Origin of the sequence: Phascolarctobacterium sp. Marseille-Q4147, assembly GCF_017968825.1 — a bacterium.
Taxonomy (GTDB): Bacteria; Bacillota; Negativicutes; order Acidaminococcales; family Acidaminococcaceae; genus Phascolarctobacterium_A.
In genome coordinates, this window is the sequence record NZ_CP072874.1 from 1,755,584 (window position 1) to 1,777,873 (window position 22,290).

The window sequence follows — 22,290 nt, forward strand, 5'->3', positions numbered from 1 at the left end:
GATAAATCTTGAAGCGCTTTTGCTCGTGAAGTATAATGAAGTTGTAAAAATAATTAGGAGAAGCATTATGAAGCATCAACAACGAAAAGAAGATATTTTGTTTTCAGTCTGCGTTTTTTTCGGCGCTTTTGCCATTAATCTTTTGATTCGGAAGCTCTTTACAACGCAAACGCTGGTTCCTATGATTTTTGTATTCGGCGTTTTTCTGATATCGCTGAAAACGCACGGGTATTGCTATGGTATTGTTTCGGCTGTCTTAAGTGTATTTGCCGTAAATTTCGCTTTTACTTATCCCTATTACACTTTAGATTTTTTTGTAGAAGAAAGCATATTATCTGCCATAATTATGCTGGTTGTTGCCGTTTCCACCAGTACGTTGAACAGTAGGATACGCGACCAGGAGAATTTGCGGGCAGAAAGCGAAAAGGAGAGGATGAGGGGCAATCTGCTGCGGGCAATCTCTCATGATTTGCGTACGCCTCTTACATCAATATACGGCTCAGCTTCTACGCTGATTTCCAAGAAGAATGCACTTTCGGAAGGACAGCAGCTAAAGCTGTTGGGAGAAATTCAAGAGGATAGCGAATGGCTTATCCGTATGGTCGAAAACCTGTTGGCTGTTACAAGAATCGACGGTGCAAAGGTCAAGATTGTGAAAACGCCAATCGTTTTAGATGAGCTGATTGACTCAGTTCTTATGAAATTCGCCAAAAAACACCAGAATCAGAAGGTGATTACGCAGATACCGGCCGACTTTGTGGATATTCCTATGGATTCTATTCTTATCGAGCAGGTGTTGTTGAACTTTTTGGAAAATGCCGTTTTTCATGCGAAAGGAATGACAGAGCTGAAGCTGTCGGTTTCCCTTGCAGGAGATAAGGCCGTATTTGAAGTTGCCGACAATGGGTGTGGCATTCCAGAGGAGATTTTGGATAAAATTTTTACCGGATGCTATAAAAAGTCTGCAGCACCGATAGACGGAACGCGCAGTAATATGGGCATCGGTATTTCGGTTTGTGCTGCTATTATTAAGGCGCATGGCAGCGAGATTTTTGTGGAAAATCGGAAGGGCGGCGGTGCTGTATTCCGCTTTTCTTTGGCAAGAGGGTGCGATGATGAGCAATAATAAATTCAAAATTTTAATCGTAGAGGATGAAGCAAACATCCTAAGTTTCATCAAAGCCAACTTGGAAATAAGTTATTATCAGGTAATCTGTGCAGAAACCTGTGCGCTCGGCATGATGATGTACGCTTCTTATCACCCGGATCTCATTGTTCTGGATCTCGGGTTGCCGGACCGTGATGGCTTGAGCTTGATTCAGGATGTTAGAGAAGCGGATACTGTTCCCATCATTGTCCTTTCTGCCCGTTCCGGCGAAATGGATAAGGTGGAAGCCTTAGACCTTGGCGCGAATGATTACATTACCAAGCCGTTTGGAACTGAGGAACTGATGGCTCGTATCCGTGCAGTTCTTCGCAGTCATCGTTACAGCGAAAAAAACGAGGGTAATCACATCGGTAAATTTAAATTTCAAGATTTGCTGATTGATTACGATAAAAGGCAGGTGTTAGTCGATGGAAAGGAAATCGAACTGACACAGACAGAATATAATATTTTGACTTTCCTCTCCATCCATGCGGGAAAGGTGCTGACTTATGCTGCCATAATCAAAGCTGTGTGGGGATATTCTGATTATGGGAGCGTCAAAAAGCTACAGGTAAATATGAAAAACATCAGGAAAAAAATGGGTGTGACACCCGGAGAAAAGCGCTATATCGTCAATGAGCTTGGTGTAGGCTATCGTATGCTGGCAGAAGATGAAGAATAAGATTTGCCGGAAAGTGTACATATGGCAAGGGAAAACATAGCATGTAGCTTAGGGAATAAAGTGACGTTTTATTTGGCCTGCATTTTGGTTAAAGCTGTTTGGAAAAAGCAGGAATTATGGTAGAAGTCAGGCTTTTGCGCATAAAAATAAAGGATGAGCTTTAAATACTCATCAACTCCTCTCAAAAAATGTCGGATAGCAGGTTTTCCGTTACGGTTTATCTGCTATTTGACATTTTTGATATTTTAGGAAAAGATGATTTACTGCAGAAGTTTGCTTAGTTGTAAATTAGTAAATAAGTGATGATGTTCAAGAATATGCAGTTAACAGAAAAAGCTCATGGTGTTGTTTTACTGAGAGTTTTGTAAATAAAATAAAAAAGTATCCAAAGAGCTTTCTTGACTAAAGAATATTTCACATGTTATAATTAAATCGGCAAATGATACGAACAATCAATAAGCAAATAGAGATAAATGAAAAGCAAATAGATTACAAACTGATATCATTTATTGTTCCGCATATAATAAAAAGTTAAAAACATATTAAACAAATAGGAAAGCATGGTGAGAATCCGGCACTGTACCGCAATTGTATTAGGGAGTGCCTTCATCATATAAACTGATTGCCGCAGCTTATACCTTTCGCAAAGGGATGGAGACATGAAGATCTTGAGTCAAAGCGCTGTTTGTTTAAGATATCCATTGAACCTGCGATTTACAGGCGGATAAGAGCAATTGTTTTTGTGTGCCTAAAAGGGGGACGAGGATTCATTATGAAGTATGAGGATTTAAAGGTAAGCTTTAATCAGTTTTCAAAATGCGACGAAACATATGTAACAATACCGCGTGATTATTTGCTGACGCTTATAGGTGAGCTTTTAAGGCTGCGCCGGCGCGATGGAGCCAGAGCGCATCAAGGTAAAATTAATGATGCCCGTGCTAACTGTTAAAAAACAGATCTTTAAACACATGGTTTAATATAAAAAAATATACATCATGTACTTCAGCACGCCAAATAGCTCTAGCTTACCTGCACAGGAGACCGTAAAGTCGGATTGCAGCTGAAGACATATAAAATTAATCTGATGACTTAATTTTATAATGGGACTACTATGCCCATTTTAAAATTAAGTCTTTTTTTTTATAAGTTTATGATAAATTTCCGGGTTAAGGAGGAGATTTTAGTGAAAAATATTCATGGCCAAAATATTTTAGCTGCGGCAATTGCTGTATCTCTGGGATGCTCTCTTACAGAATTTCTGCCTGCTGCATACGCAGCCCCAACTGATACTGCGCAGACAGTAAGCAATGATGCTGATGACTCATTGATGGACTTCAGCCTTGATGCTATGACGGTCGAAGCTAAACGTCCTGATTGGGAAAGCAAGCTTTCTCCCGGTACGGTAAACATTGTGCGTCCTGATGAATTCAAAGGTGAGCAGAAATCTTTGCCTGACTTGCTTTTGACCGTGCCCGGTGTGCACGTGCGTGAGGTAAACGGCAAAGGGCAATATACAACTGTGACGATGCGTGGCTCCACTGCTGCGCAGGTCGGCATTTTTATTGACGGTGTATTGGCTAACCTTGGCGGTGATACTGCGGTTGACCTTTCGACAATTCCTGTAAAAAATGTAGAGCGTATTGAGGTTTACCGCGGTTATATTCCCAGCCGTTTTGGTGGTACTTTTATGGGCGGTGTTATCAACATTGTTACCAAAAAACCAGAAACAACAAATGTATCCTTAGAGGTTGGCAAAAGCTCTTATGGTGGCAAAAGGGGCTCTATGGAAATAACTGCTCCTCTTGGAGATGGTTCGATAATGGTTGGCACTAACTATGAATCAAGTGACGGTGATTTCAAATATAAGAATTATGCTGCGGAAAGGTATCTGCCGTATGGTGCGGAACAGATAGCAGGACAGCAGAAAGTAATCGATAATTTTAATAATGAAACCATCGATTATATGACCAAAGGTGCTGTAATAAATCTGCAGCAGGAACAAATAGATTACTATAAAGCAAATAATGATGCCTGGTTGGGATTTGTAAGAAGCGACAGCCTGAAGGATGCTATCTATGATAACCGATATGAATATGCGAAAAAAGATGTCGGCAATTCCAATCTGTATTTAATTGAACAACAGGTGGTAGACAGAGGTCTTAAGGATGAGTATCTTAAAAGAGGCTATGATGACAGTGACTGGCATGAGGCGCTGCAATATGACTGGATCGGCAGTTCCTTCGGTGAGGGTGTTCTTACACCTGAAATCAAGGAAGAAATTCTTAAAGAGTATGGCGATAAAGTAGTTCAGAATAATATAGATAAGTGGACGAACGATGCGGACCCTGATAAAAATAAAAATCAGGCCGGCAGAAAAGAGTCTTTGGAAAAATTAAAACAAAAACAGAAGGAAGCAGAAAATGCTACCAGATATAGAAAATATAATGATTATGAAAAGACCAGTACGATTGTAAAATGGCAAAATAAAAACTGGGTTATCAAAGGCACATATGATACCTTGGACAGACATATGCCGGACAGTGTATGGCTGGGTGATGTTAATGCAGCGGTTTATAATAATGGCGTTGATTTGAGCGACAGATATTATTATGACAGCCGCAGACAGAAACAGAACAGTGCCAGCCTGATGCTGCAGAACCGTCAGGAGATTGGCAAGCTTGAATGGGGCTGGATGCTTGATTATATGCATCAGGACAAAAAGTATCGGGCAGAGCATATCAATACTGCGTATCCTAACAGTGAATGGGATATGCAGAACCAGCCGTTGCGTGAATGGAGCCGTTATAAATCCAATAAATACACAGCTCAGATTGATGGCGGTTACAAGCTGAACGATAACAATATGCTGGACTTTTTGATTAACTATTCCAAAGAAGGCCTGGATATAGATGGTTCCAACATGGCTAAAATTTTAGGTGGACAGGCCAGTCAGAATTTCCTTTCCGCTCAAATCCGTAACCGTTATGAGCAGGAGCTGTTCAACGTACAACTGCAGGATTCTATTACCTTAGATAAAGAAGGCACCTGGATTTTTACGCCTAGTGTACGTTATAACCAATCAAAGATTACCGGCTTTAGTGATGGCAAGCGCTTTACCGATGGACAGGCAAGCTGGATTCATCCTAAGGATTCGCAGACCAAGGGTAAGGCAACATGGCAGCTGGCTTTGAAGAAAGAAGTAAATGAAAACCTTACTCTGCGTATGACGGGCGGAACCTATTACCGTTTGCTGAACATGGCGGAAATTGCCGGTGACGGTGCCGGTATCCTGCCTGCTCCGAAGAACCATAACGGCGAGGGTGCTATGTTCCCTGTTCCTGAAGAGGGTAAGCAGTTTGATATCAGCGCAATTATGCATAACAAACTGTTAGGTGCAGATAATTCCACTACCTTGACTTATTATTGGCGAGATTCTACAAATATGCTGCAGCTGGAGCGTGCAGGCAAGGATTACTGGTCTTATTTTAATGATAACAAGGGAAAATCTCATGGCATTGAATTGCAGAGCAGCTTTAAATGGAATAAATTCGATCTCGATTTACAGGTAACCTATCTTAACACCAGTGCCTATAACAAGCATACGGCTACGCAGTTTGGTGAATACGCTTCGGTATGGCCGACCTACCAGCCGGAATGGGAGGGCAATATCCGCCTGACCTACAGACCTTCGGAGAAGTTCTCGCTCTTTGCCGAAGGACATTACACGGATGAATACTTCACTTATTACAATAAAGCAACGAGTGGCAAGCTGTCACCGTATCTGTCCGGCAAGCCGGTATGCTCGTTGTTTGTTATGAATAGCGGCTTGAAGTGGATGCCAAAGAAAAATTGGCAGCTGACATTTGGCTGCAATGACATTCTCAATAAAGGTCCTAAATCTAAAATTCGCAGTGATGCAGCGTTCATGGTTCCCGGCTATATTAATCCGGAATTCCCGATACAGGGCCGCACCTATTATGTTACAGCGCGTTATCAGTTCTAAAGGGGGATTTATCAATGCGTAAGTTCAGTAAAAGTAAAAAGGCGGCAATTTTAGCTTCAATAATGGGTGGATGGATGATTGGCGGCAGCGCTTTCGCAGCCAATCTGTTGATAACTGTTCCTTCTAACTATGGTGACAGCAATATGACTGCTATTACCGGCTCACGTGTTACCGATAAGGTTGACAGCAAAGCAAATGTAGCAGTAATTGAATCCTTGAATAAGGATCCCGGCACCTATAGCTTTGTGCTGGATGGCAAAAGCATGTTTTTGCTGCGTCAGTATAATTCTAGTACAGTTGATTTGATTCCTTCGAAGGTAATCGGTGCCGATACAACCTGGAGTAAGGATGAGGTTTATCCATCCGGCATCATTACCAAAGGTGCCAACCCGCATTCCGCAGCCGGTTATAATGGATATATCTATGTCGGTGATTATGATTTAGGTACTATCGGCGTTGTAAAGTACGATAAGAATGTTTTGACCGAAGAAGTCAGCAAATCCCGTAATCTGATGGAGGATCTTAATACTTACTGCGGCATGAGTTACAGTTCTCCGGGCTGGGTGCATGGCGAAGGTATGGTTGTCAAAAACGGACAGCTTTATGTAGTTGTCAGCATCAATCCTAAGGGTGGTTATGCTCCTTATGATGACAGTATAATTATGCAATATCAGATAAAGGATGACGGTAGTCTGGAATATGTTAATTATACCTGCAGTGCACGTAATCCTGACTCGGTTAAACTGAACAATTATAATGATATACTGCTGCATACAGGTGTCGGCGGTTACCAATATGTAGGACAAGGCAATAGTGAATCTGCTATAACTTTGGCCACGATTAACAATAATGTTCTGAATCAGGAATCTAAATCTGTAGTATTGCCGGAAAACGTCAAGAGTAATGGCCTTGATTTTCGTGATATGACTGTCTGGCCTAATGGTACAGCCTATATCTTGGCATATAATTTGGCAACCAGTGGCGGCGGCAGCAATCTGAAGGTTTATAAAACTACAGTGGCTAATCTGAGCTCGGATAACCCTGTAGATTGGGAAATTGTTGTTGAAGGCAATACAGAGGGCGGCGGCAATACCGGTGTAGGCACCGGTTGGTTCAATAAGCTGTTTGCCGAATATTATACTAAGCGTGTCTGGGGCGAATTTGGCAATAATATCGTAGTTTATACTGATGGTGCCGCTAAGCCTACCTATACCTGGAGTGCCTATGAGCTGGCGGGCAACACATCCTACCATACATTTAACTCTGTTTCCTTGCTTTCCGGTGATACTGTTTTCGGCAACAAGGCTTTGCTGACAACCTCACGGGAAGAAGGGCTTACATCTCCTTCTGTGACTACAACAAAGATTGTCAACATCAATGCCAATAGTAAAACAGGCGATTATTTCCAACGCATCAGCGGCACAGATGCTGACAGTTCCGTTTACAGCGGTGTCAGCAGTGATAACAGTGTTTATACCTTTACTGCTGATAAAACTATCAGCCTGAAGCCTAATGCATGGAAAACACAGGCTGATTTAAGCAATAATATTCTGGCTGCTGTTTATGCGCATGACGGTAATGATGTTACTGTCAACGCCGGCAGCAATACTCTGCAGCTGCAGGTACAGAACAGTGTTGCTACACCTGTCGGTGTTTATGCCGGCAATGGTAAGAGTGTTACTATTAATGCAGGTAAGCTGAATATTATTACTATTGGCGCTGTGAATGGTAATTCCTTGAATAATGCTATCATGAATGATGCCGGCAAATCGGCTGCCAGCAAGATTACTGTTAACGGAGATGTTAATATCTCTATGAACGGCAGCTACGGCGGTAATGGCGTTGCTGTACAGAAAACAGACCGTTGGGGTGAAGCAAGTTATGCTTCCGATGTTGCCAACACAATTACGATTAACGGCAATCTGACTATAAAGGGCTCTGACAGCGAAACATGGGGTATTCCTATAAATGCAGATAATGTGTTGTCGCGCTTTAACAACGCAGGTATTCTTGCGCAGGTAGAAAACAGCCGTGTAGATGTCAGCGGTACTGCTGATATGGATGTTTATGGAAATGGTATTACAACGAATGCTAAGAACAGTACGGTATCTATTGGCGGCGGCGAAATCAATGTGCCTAAGGGTATGAATTATGGTTATTATACCTTGGGAGCATATCAGGGAACCATTAACGTCAATACCGGTAAGGATGGCACAGCGGCCGGCAATAACAGCGTTAAGCTTGGCGGCGATATCTTCGCGTTGAAAACAGGTACGGTAAATGTAGCTTTGACTACGGATGATTCTTATCTGCGCGGCATTGTAGATAATGGCGGCACAGTAAATATGTGGCTGCAAAACGGTGCAAGCTGGATAAACCAGGCCAATAATACACGTTATGCACAGGATAATGAGGATGTCGGCAGCAATGGAGCAAGCCATATCAGCAAACTTACAGGTGGCAGTGCAGGTGCTGCAGGCGTTATTTTCCAGAAGAGTGGCAGCAAGAATATAACCATAGACAAATACAGCGGTAATACTATGGTTATTTATGAGCATGATAACAGTAACCCGGAAAATATTTTGGGTGGCAATTTTGCGGTGAAGACTGCTGAAACCGGCTCTGCTGTAGCTTTGCGCACGGACAGCAGCGGCGTAAATACTTCTTCTGAAGCAACTGTTAATAAGGTTCTCGATGCTTTGGCCAATAAGCTTTATTATACAGATTATGTCAATGGCAGCAGAAATCTGGACGGGCAGGTACAGATTGCTGAAGGTCTGACAGCGGCTTCTGCAGCTAAATATGTAAGCAGTGTTAAATACAGCGATACTACAGGACAGGGAAGCTTGGGTGAAAAAATCAGTGTACAGACAGAAACTCCCGAGGGAGATAACACTGATGCAGATAGAAACTTCCTTGTAGAAAAAGGCGATTGGCATGGCAATAACAGTGGTGATAATGTAAATCTGGCTCTGAAGGACAAAGCAAGCTGGACCGGCAACAACAGCGGCAGCAATATGGTGGTTAATGCAACCGATTCTGCCTGGACCGGTGATAATAAGGGTACGGGAATAAATGCAACACTGAACGCATCCGACTGGAACGGTAAAAATGATGGCAGCAAGGCTGTTGTTACACTGAAAAATAAGGCAAGCTGGACCGGTGACAGCAGTGGCAGCGATTTGCAGCTCACACTTGATGATTCCGATTACAATGGTAACATCAGCGGTGAAAGCTCTTCTGTAACTCTGAATAATGGCAGCAGTTGGGAAGGTAATAGCAGCGGTAGGGATGTTGCTGTTAATATCAATAATGGCAGCAGCTGGAGCGGTAATGTCATTGGTAGCGGCAGTACGCTGAATATGCATGGTGACAGCCTTTGGAAACTAAAAGGAGATAATGTTCTTGACAGCTTTAATGCCGGCAGTATCAGCAAAATGAGAAAGGCTGCAGCTGTGGCGGCCGGTGGCGGTACTACAGTTGATATGACGGATGCAACTGCAGGAAATCTCACTATTAATAAATATAATGGTAAGGCTACGTTTGTTTATCAGCATGATGTAAATGATGTTACCAAAATTAATGGTGGTGATATTACAATTGGTACAGCAACAACCGGTTCAGGGATTACCCTGCTGACAGATTCTAATGGTTTGGAAACTACCAATAAATATGCCATCAATGACGCATTGAATGCTTTGGCTAATAAGCTGTATTATACCGGATACTTAAATGGTGAAAAAAATCTTGATGGTTATGTAAAAATTGCTGAGGGACTTACGTCTGCATCAGCAACTAAATTTGCCGGTAATATTGGTTATGATAGTAAAACCGGTCAGGGCAGTCTTGATAAAGAAACCGTTGATTATGGTACAAGCATTCCTAATGTACAGTCTAAGACAGATTTTAAAACAACTGTAACCGGTGATTATGTAACAGACAAGGAATATAGGGATGCGGGTGTACTCCCTGATACTGACAATATCTATAACTTCACGAAAGACGCAACCACGATTACGACCGCTGGCAGCGCAGTTACTACAGCCAAAGATACTACCTTGAAGCTGAACAACAACGATCTGACTATTACTGCCAACAGCGGTGACGGCATCGCAACAACCGGCGGTACGCTGACCGTTCAGGATGCAGGAAACTTTGCTGTAACTGGTGCGAAAGCAATCAATGCCAATAACAGCAAGGTAGATATCACTGCAGTCAACGCAACACTGAACGGTGACGTAAGCACAAATAATGTCGTAAATATTAAGGCAACGAAGGCTGCGAAGGTCAACGGTGCAGTGAGCGCTAATGGTGTAAACAGCAGCGTAAGTATTAATGGCGGCGAAGCTACGACTGTTACAGGTGCAGTAAATGCTGACGGCGCAAATGCAGCAGTAACGATTGATTCCGCAGATACAACTATCGGCAGCGACGTTACTGCTAACGGCAAGGGTGCCAAGGTTACAGCCAAGAACATTGGCAAGCTGGACGGCGATGTGGCAACAGATGCCGACGGTAGCGTAGAGCTGAACTTCAAAGAAGGCGCAAGCTGGACTGGCGATAACGCTGGCAATACTACCATGAGCCTGAGCAAGGGCAGCTGGAACGGAGCGAATACCGGCAAGCTGAACGCAACGCTGACGAACGGCACAAGCTGGACCGGTGACAGCAGTGGTGCAGGAAGCACAATTAAGCTGGATGGTTCTGCTTGGAGCGGTGCGAATAGCGGTGTCAATGCGGATATTACTTTGAACAATGGCGCAAGCTGGAGCAAAGGCAATACTGCAGACGGCGTAACCGTGAAAGCAGATAAAGCAGCCTGGACAGGAGCTAACGGCGGTGCAAATACCAACATTACTTTGACCAACGCAACCACATGGACCGGTGCCAATAATGGCGCTAATGCAACGGTTAGCCTGACAGACAGCAACTGGAGCGGTGACAACAGCGGCGCAGGTCTGAACCTTACTGCCGACAACAGCAAGTGGAACGGCAGTACGAGTGCTGCAGGCAGTGCAACTTTGACAAACGGCAGTATCTGGAACGGTGCAAGCACTAGTGCAGACTTCAGCCTGACACTTAACGGCAGTACCTGGAACAACAGCGGTGCAAGCAGCTTGAAGAGCTTCAATGCTACTAACGGCATAGTTGATATGACTAACGCTGCAGCTAGCGTAACCATCGGTAGCTACAGCGGTGACGCAACTGTCATCTATAAGCATAACAGCAGTAATCCGGGCGAAGTATACGGCGGTAACTTTACTGTTACTAAGGCAGCGGCCAATAGCAAGATTACCATGCTGACGGACAACACCGGCGTAGATACAACGGATGAGGATAAGATTAACGAAGCATTGGATGCACTGGCAGGCAAGCTGTTCTACACTGGTGCAGTTGGTGGTGCAGAAAATAACCTGAACGGCACCGTGAAGATAGCCGAAGGCCTGACAGCAACCTCTGTTGCTAAGCAGACCGCAGGTATTGTCTATGACAAGACGACCGGTCAGGGCAGTGCGGACCACAAGACTGTAACGCCTGGACCTGTATATCCGACCGAACAGGACAGAACAGCCTTTGTAACAAGCATTACCGGTGAACATCTGACTGATAAGGAATACCGTAAGGCCGGCGTACTCTCCAACACAGTAGATAATAATATCTATAACTTCACGAAAGACGCAACCACGATTACGACCGACAGCAGCGCAGTTACTACAGCCAAAGATACAACCTTGAAGCTGAACAACCACGATCTGACGATTACTGCCAACAGCGGTGATGGTATCGCAACAACCGGCGGTACGCTGACAGTTCAGGATGCAGGTAGCCTGACGGTTAATGGTGCGAAAGCAATCAACGGTAACAACAGTAAGGTGGATATCACTGCAGTCAACGCAACGCTGAATGGTGATGTGGCTACGAATAACACTGTAACAATCAAAGCAGCGAAAGCTGTTAAGGTCAACGGTGCAGTGAGCGTAAATGGTGCAAATGCAGCAGTAACAATTGATTCTGCAGATACCACCATTGGTAGTGGTATTACTGCCAACGGCAAGAGTGCTAAGGTTACCGCCAAGAACCTCAGCAAGCTGAACGGCAATGTGGCAACAGATGCTGACGGCAGCGTAGAGCTGAACTTCAAGGAAGGTGCAAGCTGGAGCGGCGATAACAGCGGCAACACTACCATGAGCCTGAGCAAGGGTACCTGGAACGGAGCGAATACCGGCAAGCTGAACGCGACACTGACGAACGGCACAACCTGGACAGGCGACAGCAGTGGTGCAGGCAGCATAATTAAGCTGGATGGTTCTGCTTGGAGCGGTGCGAATAGCGGTGCCAATGCGGATATTACTTTGAACAACGGCGCAAGCTGGAGCAAAGGCAATACCGCAGACGGAGTAACAGTGAAAGCAGATAAAGCAACTTGGACAGGCGCAAACAGCGGTGCAAATACCAACATTACTTTGACCAACGCAACCACATGGACCGGTGCCAATAATGGCGCTAATGCAACGGTTAGCCTGACAGACAGCAGCTGGAGCGGTGACAACAGCGGCGCAGGTCTGAACCTTACTGCCGACAACAGCAAGTGGAACGGCGGTACGAGTGCTGCAGGCAGTGCAACTTTGACAAACGGCAGTATCTGGAACGGTGCAAGCACTAGTGCAGACTTCAGCCTGACACTTAACGGCAGTACCTGGAACAACAGTGGCGCCAGCAGCTTGAAGAGCTTCAATGCTACTAACGGCATAGTTGATATGACTAACGCTGCAGCTAGCGTAACCATCGGTAGCTACAGCGGTGACGCAACTGTCATCTATAAGCATAACAGCAGTAATCCGGGCGAAGTATACGGCGGTAACTTTACTGTTACTAAGGCAGCGGCCAATAGCAAGATTACCATGCTGACGGACAACACCGGCGTAGATACAACGGATGAGGATAAGATTAACGAAGCATTGGATGCACTGGCAGGCAAGCTGTTCTACACTGGTGCAGTTGGTGGTGCAGAAAATAACCTGAACGGCACCGTGAAGATAGCCGAAGGCCTGACAGCAACCTCTGTTGCTAAGCAGACCGCAGGTATTGTCTATGACAAGACGACCGGTCAGGGCAGTGCGGACCACAAGACTGTAACGCCTGGACCTGTATATCCGACCGAACAGGACAGAACAGCCTTTGTAACAAGCATTACCGGTGAACATCTGACTGATAAGGAATACCGTAAGGCCGGCGTACTCTCCAACACAGTAGATAACAATATCTATAACTTTACGAAAGACGCAACCACGATTACTACCGACAGCAGTGCAATTACTACAGCTAAGGATACAACCTTGAAGCTGAACAACCACGATCTGACGATTACTGCCAACAGCGGTGACGGTATCGCAACAACCGGAGCTACACTGACAGTTCAGAATGCAGGCAGCCTGACAGTAAGTGGTGCGCAAGCAATCAACGCTAACAACAGCAAGGTGGATATCACTGCAGTTAACGCAACGCTGAACGGTGACGTAAGCACAAATAATGTCGTAAATATTAAGGCAACGAAGGCTGCGAAGGTCAACGGTGCAGTTAGCGCAAATGGCGCAAATGCAGCAGTAACGATTGATTCTGCAGATACCACCATTGGCAGCGATATTACTGCTAATGGCAACGGAGCTAAAGTAACAGCTAAGAACCTCAGCAAGCTGAACGGCGATGTGGCAACAGATGCTGACGGCAGCGTAGAGCTGAACTTCAAGGAAGGCGCAGCGTGGAGTGGCGACAATGCAGGCAACACTACCATGAGCCTGAGCAAGGGCAGCTGGAACGGAGCGAATATCGGCAAGCTGAACGCAACGCTGACGAACGGCACAAGCTGGACCGGTGACAGCAGTGGTGTAGGCAGCACGATTAAGCTGGATGGTTCTGCTTGGAACGGCGCAAACACTGGCAGCAATGCGACTATTAGCCTGACTGATAGCAACTGGACTGGTGACAACAGCGGCGCAGGTCTGAGCCTTACTGCCGACAACAGCAAGTGGAACGGCAGCACGAGTGCCGCAGGCAGTGCAGTATTGACAAATGGCAGCGTTTGGACAGGTGCAAGCACTAGTGCAGACTTTGCTCTCACGCTTAACGGCAGTACCTGGAACAACAGCGGTGCAAGCAGCCTGAAGAGCTTCACTGGTACTAATGGTGTAGTTGACATGACTAATGCAGCAGCCGGCGTAACCATCGGCAGCTACAGCGGTGACGCAACTGTCATCTATAAGCATAACAGCAGTAATCCGGGCGAAGTATACGGCGGTAACTTTACTGTTACTAAGGCAGCGGCCAATAGCAAGATTACCATGCTGACGGACAACACCGGCGTAGATACAACGGATGAGGATAAGATTAACGAAGCATTGGATGCACTGGCAGGCAAGCTGTTCTACACTGGTGCAGTTGGTGGTGCAGAAAATAACCTGAACGGCACCGTGAAGATAGCCGAAGGCCTGACAGCAACCTCTGTTGCTAAGCAGACCGCAGGTATTGTCTATGACAAGACGACCGGTCAGGGCAGTGCGGACCACAAGACTGTAACGCCTGGACCTGTATATCCGACCGAACAGGACAGAACAGCCTTTGTAACAAGCATTACCGGTGAACATCTGACTGATAAGGAATACCGTAAGGCCGGCGTACTCTCCAACACAGTAGATAACAATATCTATAACTTTACGAAAGACGCAACCACGATTACTACCGACAGCAGTGCAATTACTACAGCTAAGGATACAACCTTGAAGCTGAACAACCACGATCTGACGATTACTGCCAACAGCGGTGACGGTATCGCAACAACCGGAGCTACACTGACAGTTCAGAATGCAGGCAGCCTGACAGTAAGTGGTGCGCAAGCAATCAACGCTAACAACAGCAAGGTGGATATCACTGCAGTTAACGCAACGCTGAACGGTGACGTAAGCACAAATAATGTCGTAAATATTAAGGCAACGAAGGCTGCGAAGGTCAACGGTGCAGTTAGCGCAAATGGCGCAAATGCAGCAGTAACGATTGATTCTGCAGATACCACCATTGGCAGCGATATTACTGCTAATGGCAACGGAGCTAAAGTAACAGCTAAGAACCTCAGCAAGCTGAACGGCGATGTGGCAACAGATGCTGACGGCAGCGTAGAGCTGAACTTCAAGGAAGGCGCAAGCTGGACTGGTGACAACAGCGGCAATACTACCATGAGCCTGAGCAAGGGCACCTGGAACGGAGCCAACACCGGCAAGCTGAACGCAACGCTGACTAACGGCACAACTTGGACCGGCGACAGCAGTGGAGCAGGAAGCACAATTAAGCTGGATGGTTCTGCTTGGAATGGTGCAAACAGCGGCGTAAATGCAGATATTACATTGACCAATGGAGCAAGCTGGACTAAAGGCAATACTGCAGACGGCGTAACTGTGAAAGCAGATAAATCAAGCTGGACGGGAGCAAACGGCGGCGCAAAAGCCAATATCACTTTGAGCAATAGCGCAAGCTGGACTGGCGCAAATACCGGCAGCAACGCAACAGTAAATCTGACAGATAGCAGCTGGACTGGTGCAAACAGCGGCGTAGGCTTGAGCCTGACTGCTAATAACAGCAAGTGGAACGGCAGTACAAGTACTGCAGGCAGTGCAACTTTGACAAACGGCAGTATCTGGAACGGTGCAAGCACTAGCGCAGGCTTTGCTCTTACGCTGAACGGCAGCACCTGGAACAACAGCGGTGCAAGCAGCCTGAAGAGTTTCATCGGTACTAACGGTATAGTTGACATGACCAACGCTGCAGCTAGCGTAACCATCGGCAGCTACAGCGGTGACGCAACAGTCATTTACAAGCACAACAGCAGCAATCCTGCTGAAGTATACGGCGGTAACTTCACTGTCAACAATGCTAAGAACGGCAGCAAGATTACCATGCTGACGGATAACACCGGCGTAGATACGACGGATGAGGATAAGATTAACGAAGCACTGAATGCACTGGCAGGCAAGCTGTTCTACACTGGTGCAATTGGTGGTGCAGAAAATAACCTGAACGGCACCGTGAAAATAGCCGAAGGCCTGACAGCAACCTCTGTTGCTAAGCAGACAGCAGGTATTGTCTATGACAAGACAACCGGTCAGGGCAGTGCGGACCACAAGACTGTAACGCCGGGACCTGTATATCCGACAGAACAGGACAGAACAGCCTTTGTAACGAGCATTACCGGTGAACATCTGACTGATAAGGAATACCGTAAGGCCGGCGTTCTTTCCAACACAGTCGATAACAATATCTATAACTTCACGAAAGACGCAACTACGATTACGACCGCTGGCAGCGCAGTTAATACAGCCAAAGATGCAACTCTGAAGCTGAACAGCCACGATATGACGATTACTGCCAACAGCGGTGACGGTATCGCAACAAACGGTGGCAAGCTGACAGTTCAGAATGCAGGCAGCCTGACGGTTAAGGGTGCGAAAGCAATTAACGCTAACAACAGCAAGGTAGATATCACTGCAGTTAACGCAACGCTGAATGGTGATGTGACTACGAATAACACTGTAACAATCAAAGTAGCGAAAGCTGCTAAGGTCAACGGTGCAGTGAGCGCCAGCGGCGCGAACAGCAGCGTAAGCATTAACGGAACAGCAAGCGCAGCAATTAGCGGTGCAGTAAGTGCTGACGGCGCAAATGCGGCAGTAACGATTGATTCTGCTGATACTATCATTGGCAGCGACATTACTGCTAATGGCAAGGGTGCGAAGGTTACAGCCAAGAACCTCAGCAAGCTGGACGGCAATGTAGCAACAGATGCCGACGGCAGCGTAGAGCTGAACTTCAAGGAAGGCGCAAGCTGGACTGGGGACAATGCAGGCAACACTACCATGAGCCTGAGCAAGGGCAGCTGGAACGGAGCTAATACCGGCAAGCTGAACGCGACACTGACTAACGGCACAACCTGGACAGGCGACAGCAGTGGAGCAGGAAGCACAATTAAGCTGGATGCTTCTAGCTGGAGCGGTATGAACAGCGGTGCAAATGCAAATGTAACTTTGACCAACGGCGCAAGCTGGACTAAAGGTAATACTGCAGACGGCGTAACTGTGAAAGCAGATAAAGCAGCCTGGACAGGAGCTAACGGCGGTGCGAATGCGAACATTACGTTGGGCAACGCTTCTACTTGGACCGGTGCAAACAGCGGTAGCAAGGCAACTGTTAATATGACCGACAGCAGCTGGAGCGGTGACAACAGCGGTGCAAATGTAACAATTACTGCCAACAACAGCAAGTGGAACGGCAGCACGAGTGCTGCAGGCAGTGCAACTTTGACAAACGGCAGTATCTGGAACGGTGCAAGCACTAGCGCAGACTTCAGCCTGACACTTAACGGCAGTACCTGGAACAACAGTGGCGCCAGCAGCCTGAAGAGCTTCAATGCTACTAACGGCATAGTTGACATGACTAATGCAGCAGCCGGCGTAACGATTGGCAGCTACAGCGGTGACGCAACAGTCATTTACAAGCACAACAGCAGCAATCCTGCTGAAGTATACGGCGGTAACTTTACTGTTAACAAGGCAGCAGCCAACAGCAAGATTACTATGCTGACGGATAATACCGGCGTAGATACGACGGATGAGGATAAGATTAACGAAGCACTGGATGCACTGGCAGGCAAGCTGTTCTACCTGGGAGCAATAGGCGGAGCAGAAAGCAACCTGAACGGTACTGTGAAGATAGCCGAAGGCCTGACAGCAACCTCTGTTGCTAAGCAGACCGCAGGTATTGTCTATGACAAGACAACCGGTCAGGGCAGTGCGGACCACAAGACTGTAACGCCGGGACCTGTATATCCGACAGAACAGGACAGAACAGCCTTTGTAACAAGCATTACTGGTGAGCACTTCGCTGATAAGGAATACCGTAAGGCCGGCGTACTCTCCAACACAGTAGATAACAATATCTATAACTTCACGAAAGATGCCACAACTATTACGACCGCTGGCAGCGCAGTTACTACAGCCAAAGATACTACCTTGAAGCTGAACAACAACGATATGACTATTACTGCCAACAGCGGTGACGGTATCGCAATAACCGGCGGTAAGCTGACAGTTCAAGATGCAGGTAGCCTGACAGTAAGTGGTGCGAAAGCAATTAACGCCAATAACAGCAAGGTAGAGATCACTGCAGTTAATGCAACGCTGAATGGTGACGTAAGCACAAATAATGTCGTAAATATTAAGGCAACGAAGGCTGCAAAGGTGAACGGTGCAGTGAGCGCAAATGGCGCAAATGCAGCAGTAACGATTGATTCTGCAGATACAACTATCGGCAGCGACATTACTGCTAATGGCAAGGGTGCGAAGGTTATAGCCAAGAACCTCAGCAAGCTGGACGGAGATGTAGCAACAGATGCCGACGGCAGCGTAGAGCTGAACTTCAAGGAAGGTGCAAGCTGGAGCGGTGATAACAGCGGCAACACTACCATGAGCCTGAGCAAGGGCAGCTGGAACGGAGCTAATACCGGCAAGCTGAACGCAAAGCTGACGAACGGCACAAGCTGGACCGGTGACAGCAGTGGTGCAGGCAGCACGATTAAGTTGGATGCTTCTACATGGAATGGTGCGAACAGCGGAGCCAATGCAAATGTAACTTTGACCAACGGCGCAAGCTGGAGCAAAGGCAATACCGCAGACGGCGTAACTGTGAAAGCAGATAAAGCAGCCTGGACAGGAGCTAACGGCGGTGCGAATGCGAACATTACGTTGGGCAACGCTTCTACTTGGACCGGTGCAAACAGCGGTAGCAAGGCAACTGTTAATATGACCGACAGCAGCTGGAGCGGTGACAACAGCGGTGCAAATGTAACAATTACTGCCAACAACAGCAAGTGGAACGGCAGCACGAGTGCTGCAGGCAGTGCAACTTTGACAAATGGCAGCATCTGGACAGGTGCAAGCACAAGCGGAGACTTTAGTCTGACGCTTAATAACAGCACCTGGAACAACAGCGGTGCAAGCAGCCTGAAGAGCTTCACTGGTACGAACGGCATAGTTGATATGACTAACGCTGCAGCTAGCGTAACGATTGGCAGCTACAGCGGTGACGCAACAGTCATTTACAAGCACAACAGCAGCAATCCTGCTGAAGTATACGGCGGTAACTTTACCGTTAACAAGGCAGCAGCCAACAGTAAGATTACCATGCTGACGGACAGAAGCGGTGTAGACTTCAGTGATGAGGTCAGCATTGCCAATGCCTTGAATTCTTTGGCTAATAAGCTGTATTACACCGGTTATATTACCGGCGAGCGGAATCTTACCGGTTATGTTAAGTTGGCAGAAGGTCTGACAGCAAGCTCTGTTGTTAAACAAACCGGTGATATTGCCTATGATAAGACGACCGGTCAGGGCAGCCTTAAGGATGGCAGCGTTACTCCGAATGTAACCTATCCGGAAGAACAGACAAAAGATAACTTTACAAGTCAGATTACCGGCGAATGGAAACAGGATAAAGAGTATAAGCTTGCCGGCGTACTGCATACAGATAATGCGGTTTACGACTTCAGCAAGGACAGAAGCATTATTACTACCGCAGGTACTTCCATCGGCGCAGGCAAAGATTTGCAGCTGTTGCTCAATAATAAGAGCATGAGTCTGAATTCCGGTGCTGATGCTGTGAAAGCAGATGCGATTACCATTGAATTTAAGAATCTTGATAAGCTTGATATCAAGGCTGCAGGCCAGGCTTTGCTGGCAGAAAACGGCGGCAAAATCATTCTGCATAACACCGGCGCAGTAACTGCAGACAGTGCGTTTGTTGCCAACGGCGCAGGCAGCGGTATTAAAGCAGATGGTCTGACAAATATTACCGTAGGCAGCGGCGATGCAGTGAAGGCTGATGCAGGCAGCATTGAGCTGGCCGGCGGCACTGTTAAAGGTGATGTAACTGCAGACAATAAAGGTAAAATCAGCATTAATGCCAATAATAATGCGGCAGGAAGCATCCTTACCGATATTACCGGCAACGTTCTGGCAACGGCCGGCAGCAGCGTAGATATCGGATTGGGTACCGCAGATAGCAAGCTTACAGGTGATGTAAGTACTGCCGGTGATGCAGTAATCAATATCTATGCTGATATGGGTATCTGGACAGGTAATGCTGACGGAGATAACGTTAATCTGCATCTGAATAGCAGCAAGGCTCAATGGAATAATATTGGAAACAGCAAGCTGCGCAGCCTGAAGGGTAATGGCGGTATTATTAATCAGACTGATGCTAACGCAGGTAATATTGATGTAGGTGATTACAGCGGAAACGTTGTTGTCAACTACAAGCATACTGCTGATAAGGATACAGCAAGCAACACCCTGAATAATATCAAGTTCGGCGGCGGTTCGCTGAATATCGATAAAGCAGCTGAAGGCAGCAGCATTACCTTAAGAACCGATAATTCCGATAATCTCAGCTATACCGAAACTGATAATATTGAAAAGCTCTTCCGTGAGCTGAGCAAGAAACTGTATTACGCAGATGCGGGCAGCAATCCTGACAATCTGAGCGGTCATGTGGAGATTGCCGAAGGCCTGACGAAGGTTAAGGTTTACGGCGATATTAACTACGGAGAGCATGGACAGGGCAATTATAAGGATGGCAGCATTAAGCGTACTGATCCGGAAATTATTTACGGCAGCAGTGAAACAGCTATGATGTGTGGCGCTAAATCCGCCATGGCTTCCACTGCTTTGCTGTGGCGCAGTGAAAACAGCGATATGCTGCAGCGCATGGGTGATGTACGTCTGGACAATGAGGAAAGCGGTCTGTGGGCACGTTACTACGGTGGTAAGAACAGCTTTGATGCTAAGAATACCAAGTACAGCACAAGCTTTAATGCATATCAGTTAGGCTATGACAAGCAACTGGATAACAACAAGCTCTTTGGTGCGGCTGTAAGCTACAACAAGGGCAAGAACACCTACGAAATGGGCGGTCATGGTGACGGCAAGGCTGTCAGCCTGTCAGTATATGGCAGCTGGAACAGCGACAAGGGACATTATGCTGATGTAATCGTTAAAGGCGGCAAGCTTGATAATGATTATACAGTTTACAATGACATGGGTCATAAGCTGGAAGGCGATTATGATACCTGGGGGCTGTCCCTGAGCGCTGAATATGGCCGCAGAATGCAGATGCAGAACGGCTTCTACATTGATCCGAGCGTACAATTTACTGTTGGACGTGTGGCAGGAGCTGACTATAGTGCAGCCAGCGACTTCCTCGACTCCAAAGGCCTGAAGAAGGATATGTATGTCAGCCAGGATGCCTTTACCAGTGCAATCGGACGTATTGGTCTGGGCATGGGCAAAACAACTGACAAGGCAATGTTCTATACGAAATTTGCATTGGCACACGAATTCAGCGGTGACTTTACTACAACCTTTGCAGCTGAAAATGAGCCTACAAGCAGCACAGCAGTTGATTTTGGCGGAACCTGGTTTGAATGGCAGCTGGGCGGCAGCATGAAGGTAAATGATAATTCTTATGTATATGCTACCTTCGAGAAGAAATTCGGCGGCGATACCGGCAGCAATGACTGGCGGTTGGATGCAGGCTTGCGCTGGAGCTTCTAAGATTTGGGGTATGCGAGCAGCATAAAAATGTTCTAAGTGGGGCGGCGGCCGTAGCGCCGACGCCCTCTTAAATAAAAATGTTAAAGGAGACTTTAAAATGACAGAAAAAGTTAAAGAAACTAAAGAGACTAAAGTTTTGGATATGGAGCAGAAGCGTGCTGATAAAATTGATAAAATGCAGCAATTCCTGACTGATAACAAAATAGACTGCTTTGACGTACAAAAAATTGAAGATGAGCGTCATACCACAATTTTCCGTAGCCGTATGGAAGTAAAAGGACAGATTTTGCCGATGGCTGTGCTGATGGATGACAGTGTTTATATTATTTTACAGGTTCAGATTGCACCGCAGGTAATTCCGGAAGCAAAGCTGCCGGAACTGGCTGCAGCTATCAACAACATGAACAATAATGTACGTCCCTTTAAATTTACAGTTTCCGAAAAGGGGGATTTCATGCTGAATGCCTGCATTACCGCAGAAAACAATACCTTTAATCCGGTGCTGCTGAACGCAATTATCGGTGAAGCACTGAAATTTCTGGAAGCGCAGTACAGCAATATTATGGAAGCAATCTGGAAAAAATAATTTAGTTGAGCATGGATTTACATATGAGACATGCTGAAAATAAAAGTCAGGCAACAAAAGGATATTGTCGATGATATGTTCAAGTTTAGTTAAGCATTTATAAAATAATATTTTGATTCCTGATAAGCGGTTGATGTGAGAGTGGACTGCTTTATGATAGAGGAAATGACAGTCGGGAGATGGACGCCCTGGTGTTATTATCTTTGTCCGGTGTTTTTGCAA

The 22,290-nt window shown here is 46.3% G+C and carries 6 protein-coding genes; all 6 read left to right on the forward strand.

The window, feature by feature from the left end; genetic code table 11:
* Positions 1-67 precede the first annotated feature (67 nt).
* The 6 genes from KAH19_RS08295 to KAH19_RS08320 all read left to right on the forward strand — a co-directional run bounded on the left by KAH19_RS08295 (position 68) and on the right by KAH19_RS08320 (position 22,068).
* On the forward strand, positions 68-1,126 hold the full coding sequence (locus KAH19_RS08295; protein ID WP_246869340.1) for a DUF4118 domain-containing protein: 1,059 nt from the start codon (positions 68-70) through the stop codon (positions 1,124-1,126).
* On the forward strand, positions 1,116-1,829 hold the full coding sequence (locus tag KAH19_RS08300) for a response regulator transcription factor (RefSeq protein WP_210685525.1): 714 nt from the start codon (positions 1,116-1,118) through the stop codon (positions 1,827-1,829). The genes KAH19_RS08295 and KAH19_RS08300 overlap by 11 nt, the downstream gene beginning before the upstream one ends.
* A gap of 772 nt (positions 1,830-2,601) precedes the next feature.
* On the forward strand, positions 2,602-2,778 hold the full coding sequence (locus tag KAH19_RS08305) for a hypothetical protein (protein ID WP_210684189.1): 177 nt from the start codon (positions 2,602-2,604) through the stop codon (positions 2,776-2,778).
* A 243-nt stretch (positions 2,779-3,021) separates the two neighbouring features.
* Positions 3,022-5,832 carry a TonB-dependent receptor plug domain-containing protein gene (locus KAH19_RS08310; protein ID WP_371816702.1) on the forward strand — a complete coding sequence of 937 codons (2,811 nt, stop codon included), beginning with the start codon at positions 3,022-3,024 and terminating at the stop codon, positions 5,830-5,832.
* Positions 5,833-5,846: 14 nt separating this feature from the next.
* On the forward strand, positions 5,847-21,482 hold the full coding sequence (locus KAH19_RS08315; RefSeq protein ID WP_210684191.1) for an autotransporter outer membrane beta-barrel domain-containing protein: 15,636 nt from the start codon (positions 5,847-5,849) through the stop codon (positions 21,480-21,482).
* Between the two features lie 97 nt (positions 21,483-21,579).
* The gene (locus KAH19_RS08320) at positions 21,580-22,068 is read left to right on the forward strand and encodes a hypothetical protein (RefSeq protein ID WP_210684192.1); all 489 of its coding nucleotides are present in this window, start codon (positions 21,580-21,582) and stop codon (positions 22,066-22,068) included.
* The last annotated feature ends 222 nt before the right edge of the window (positions 22,069-22,290 follow it).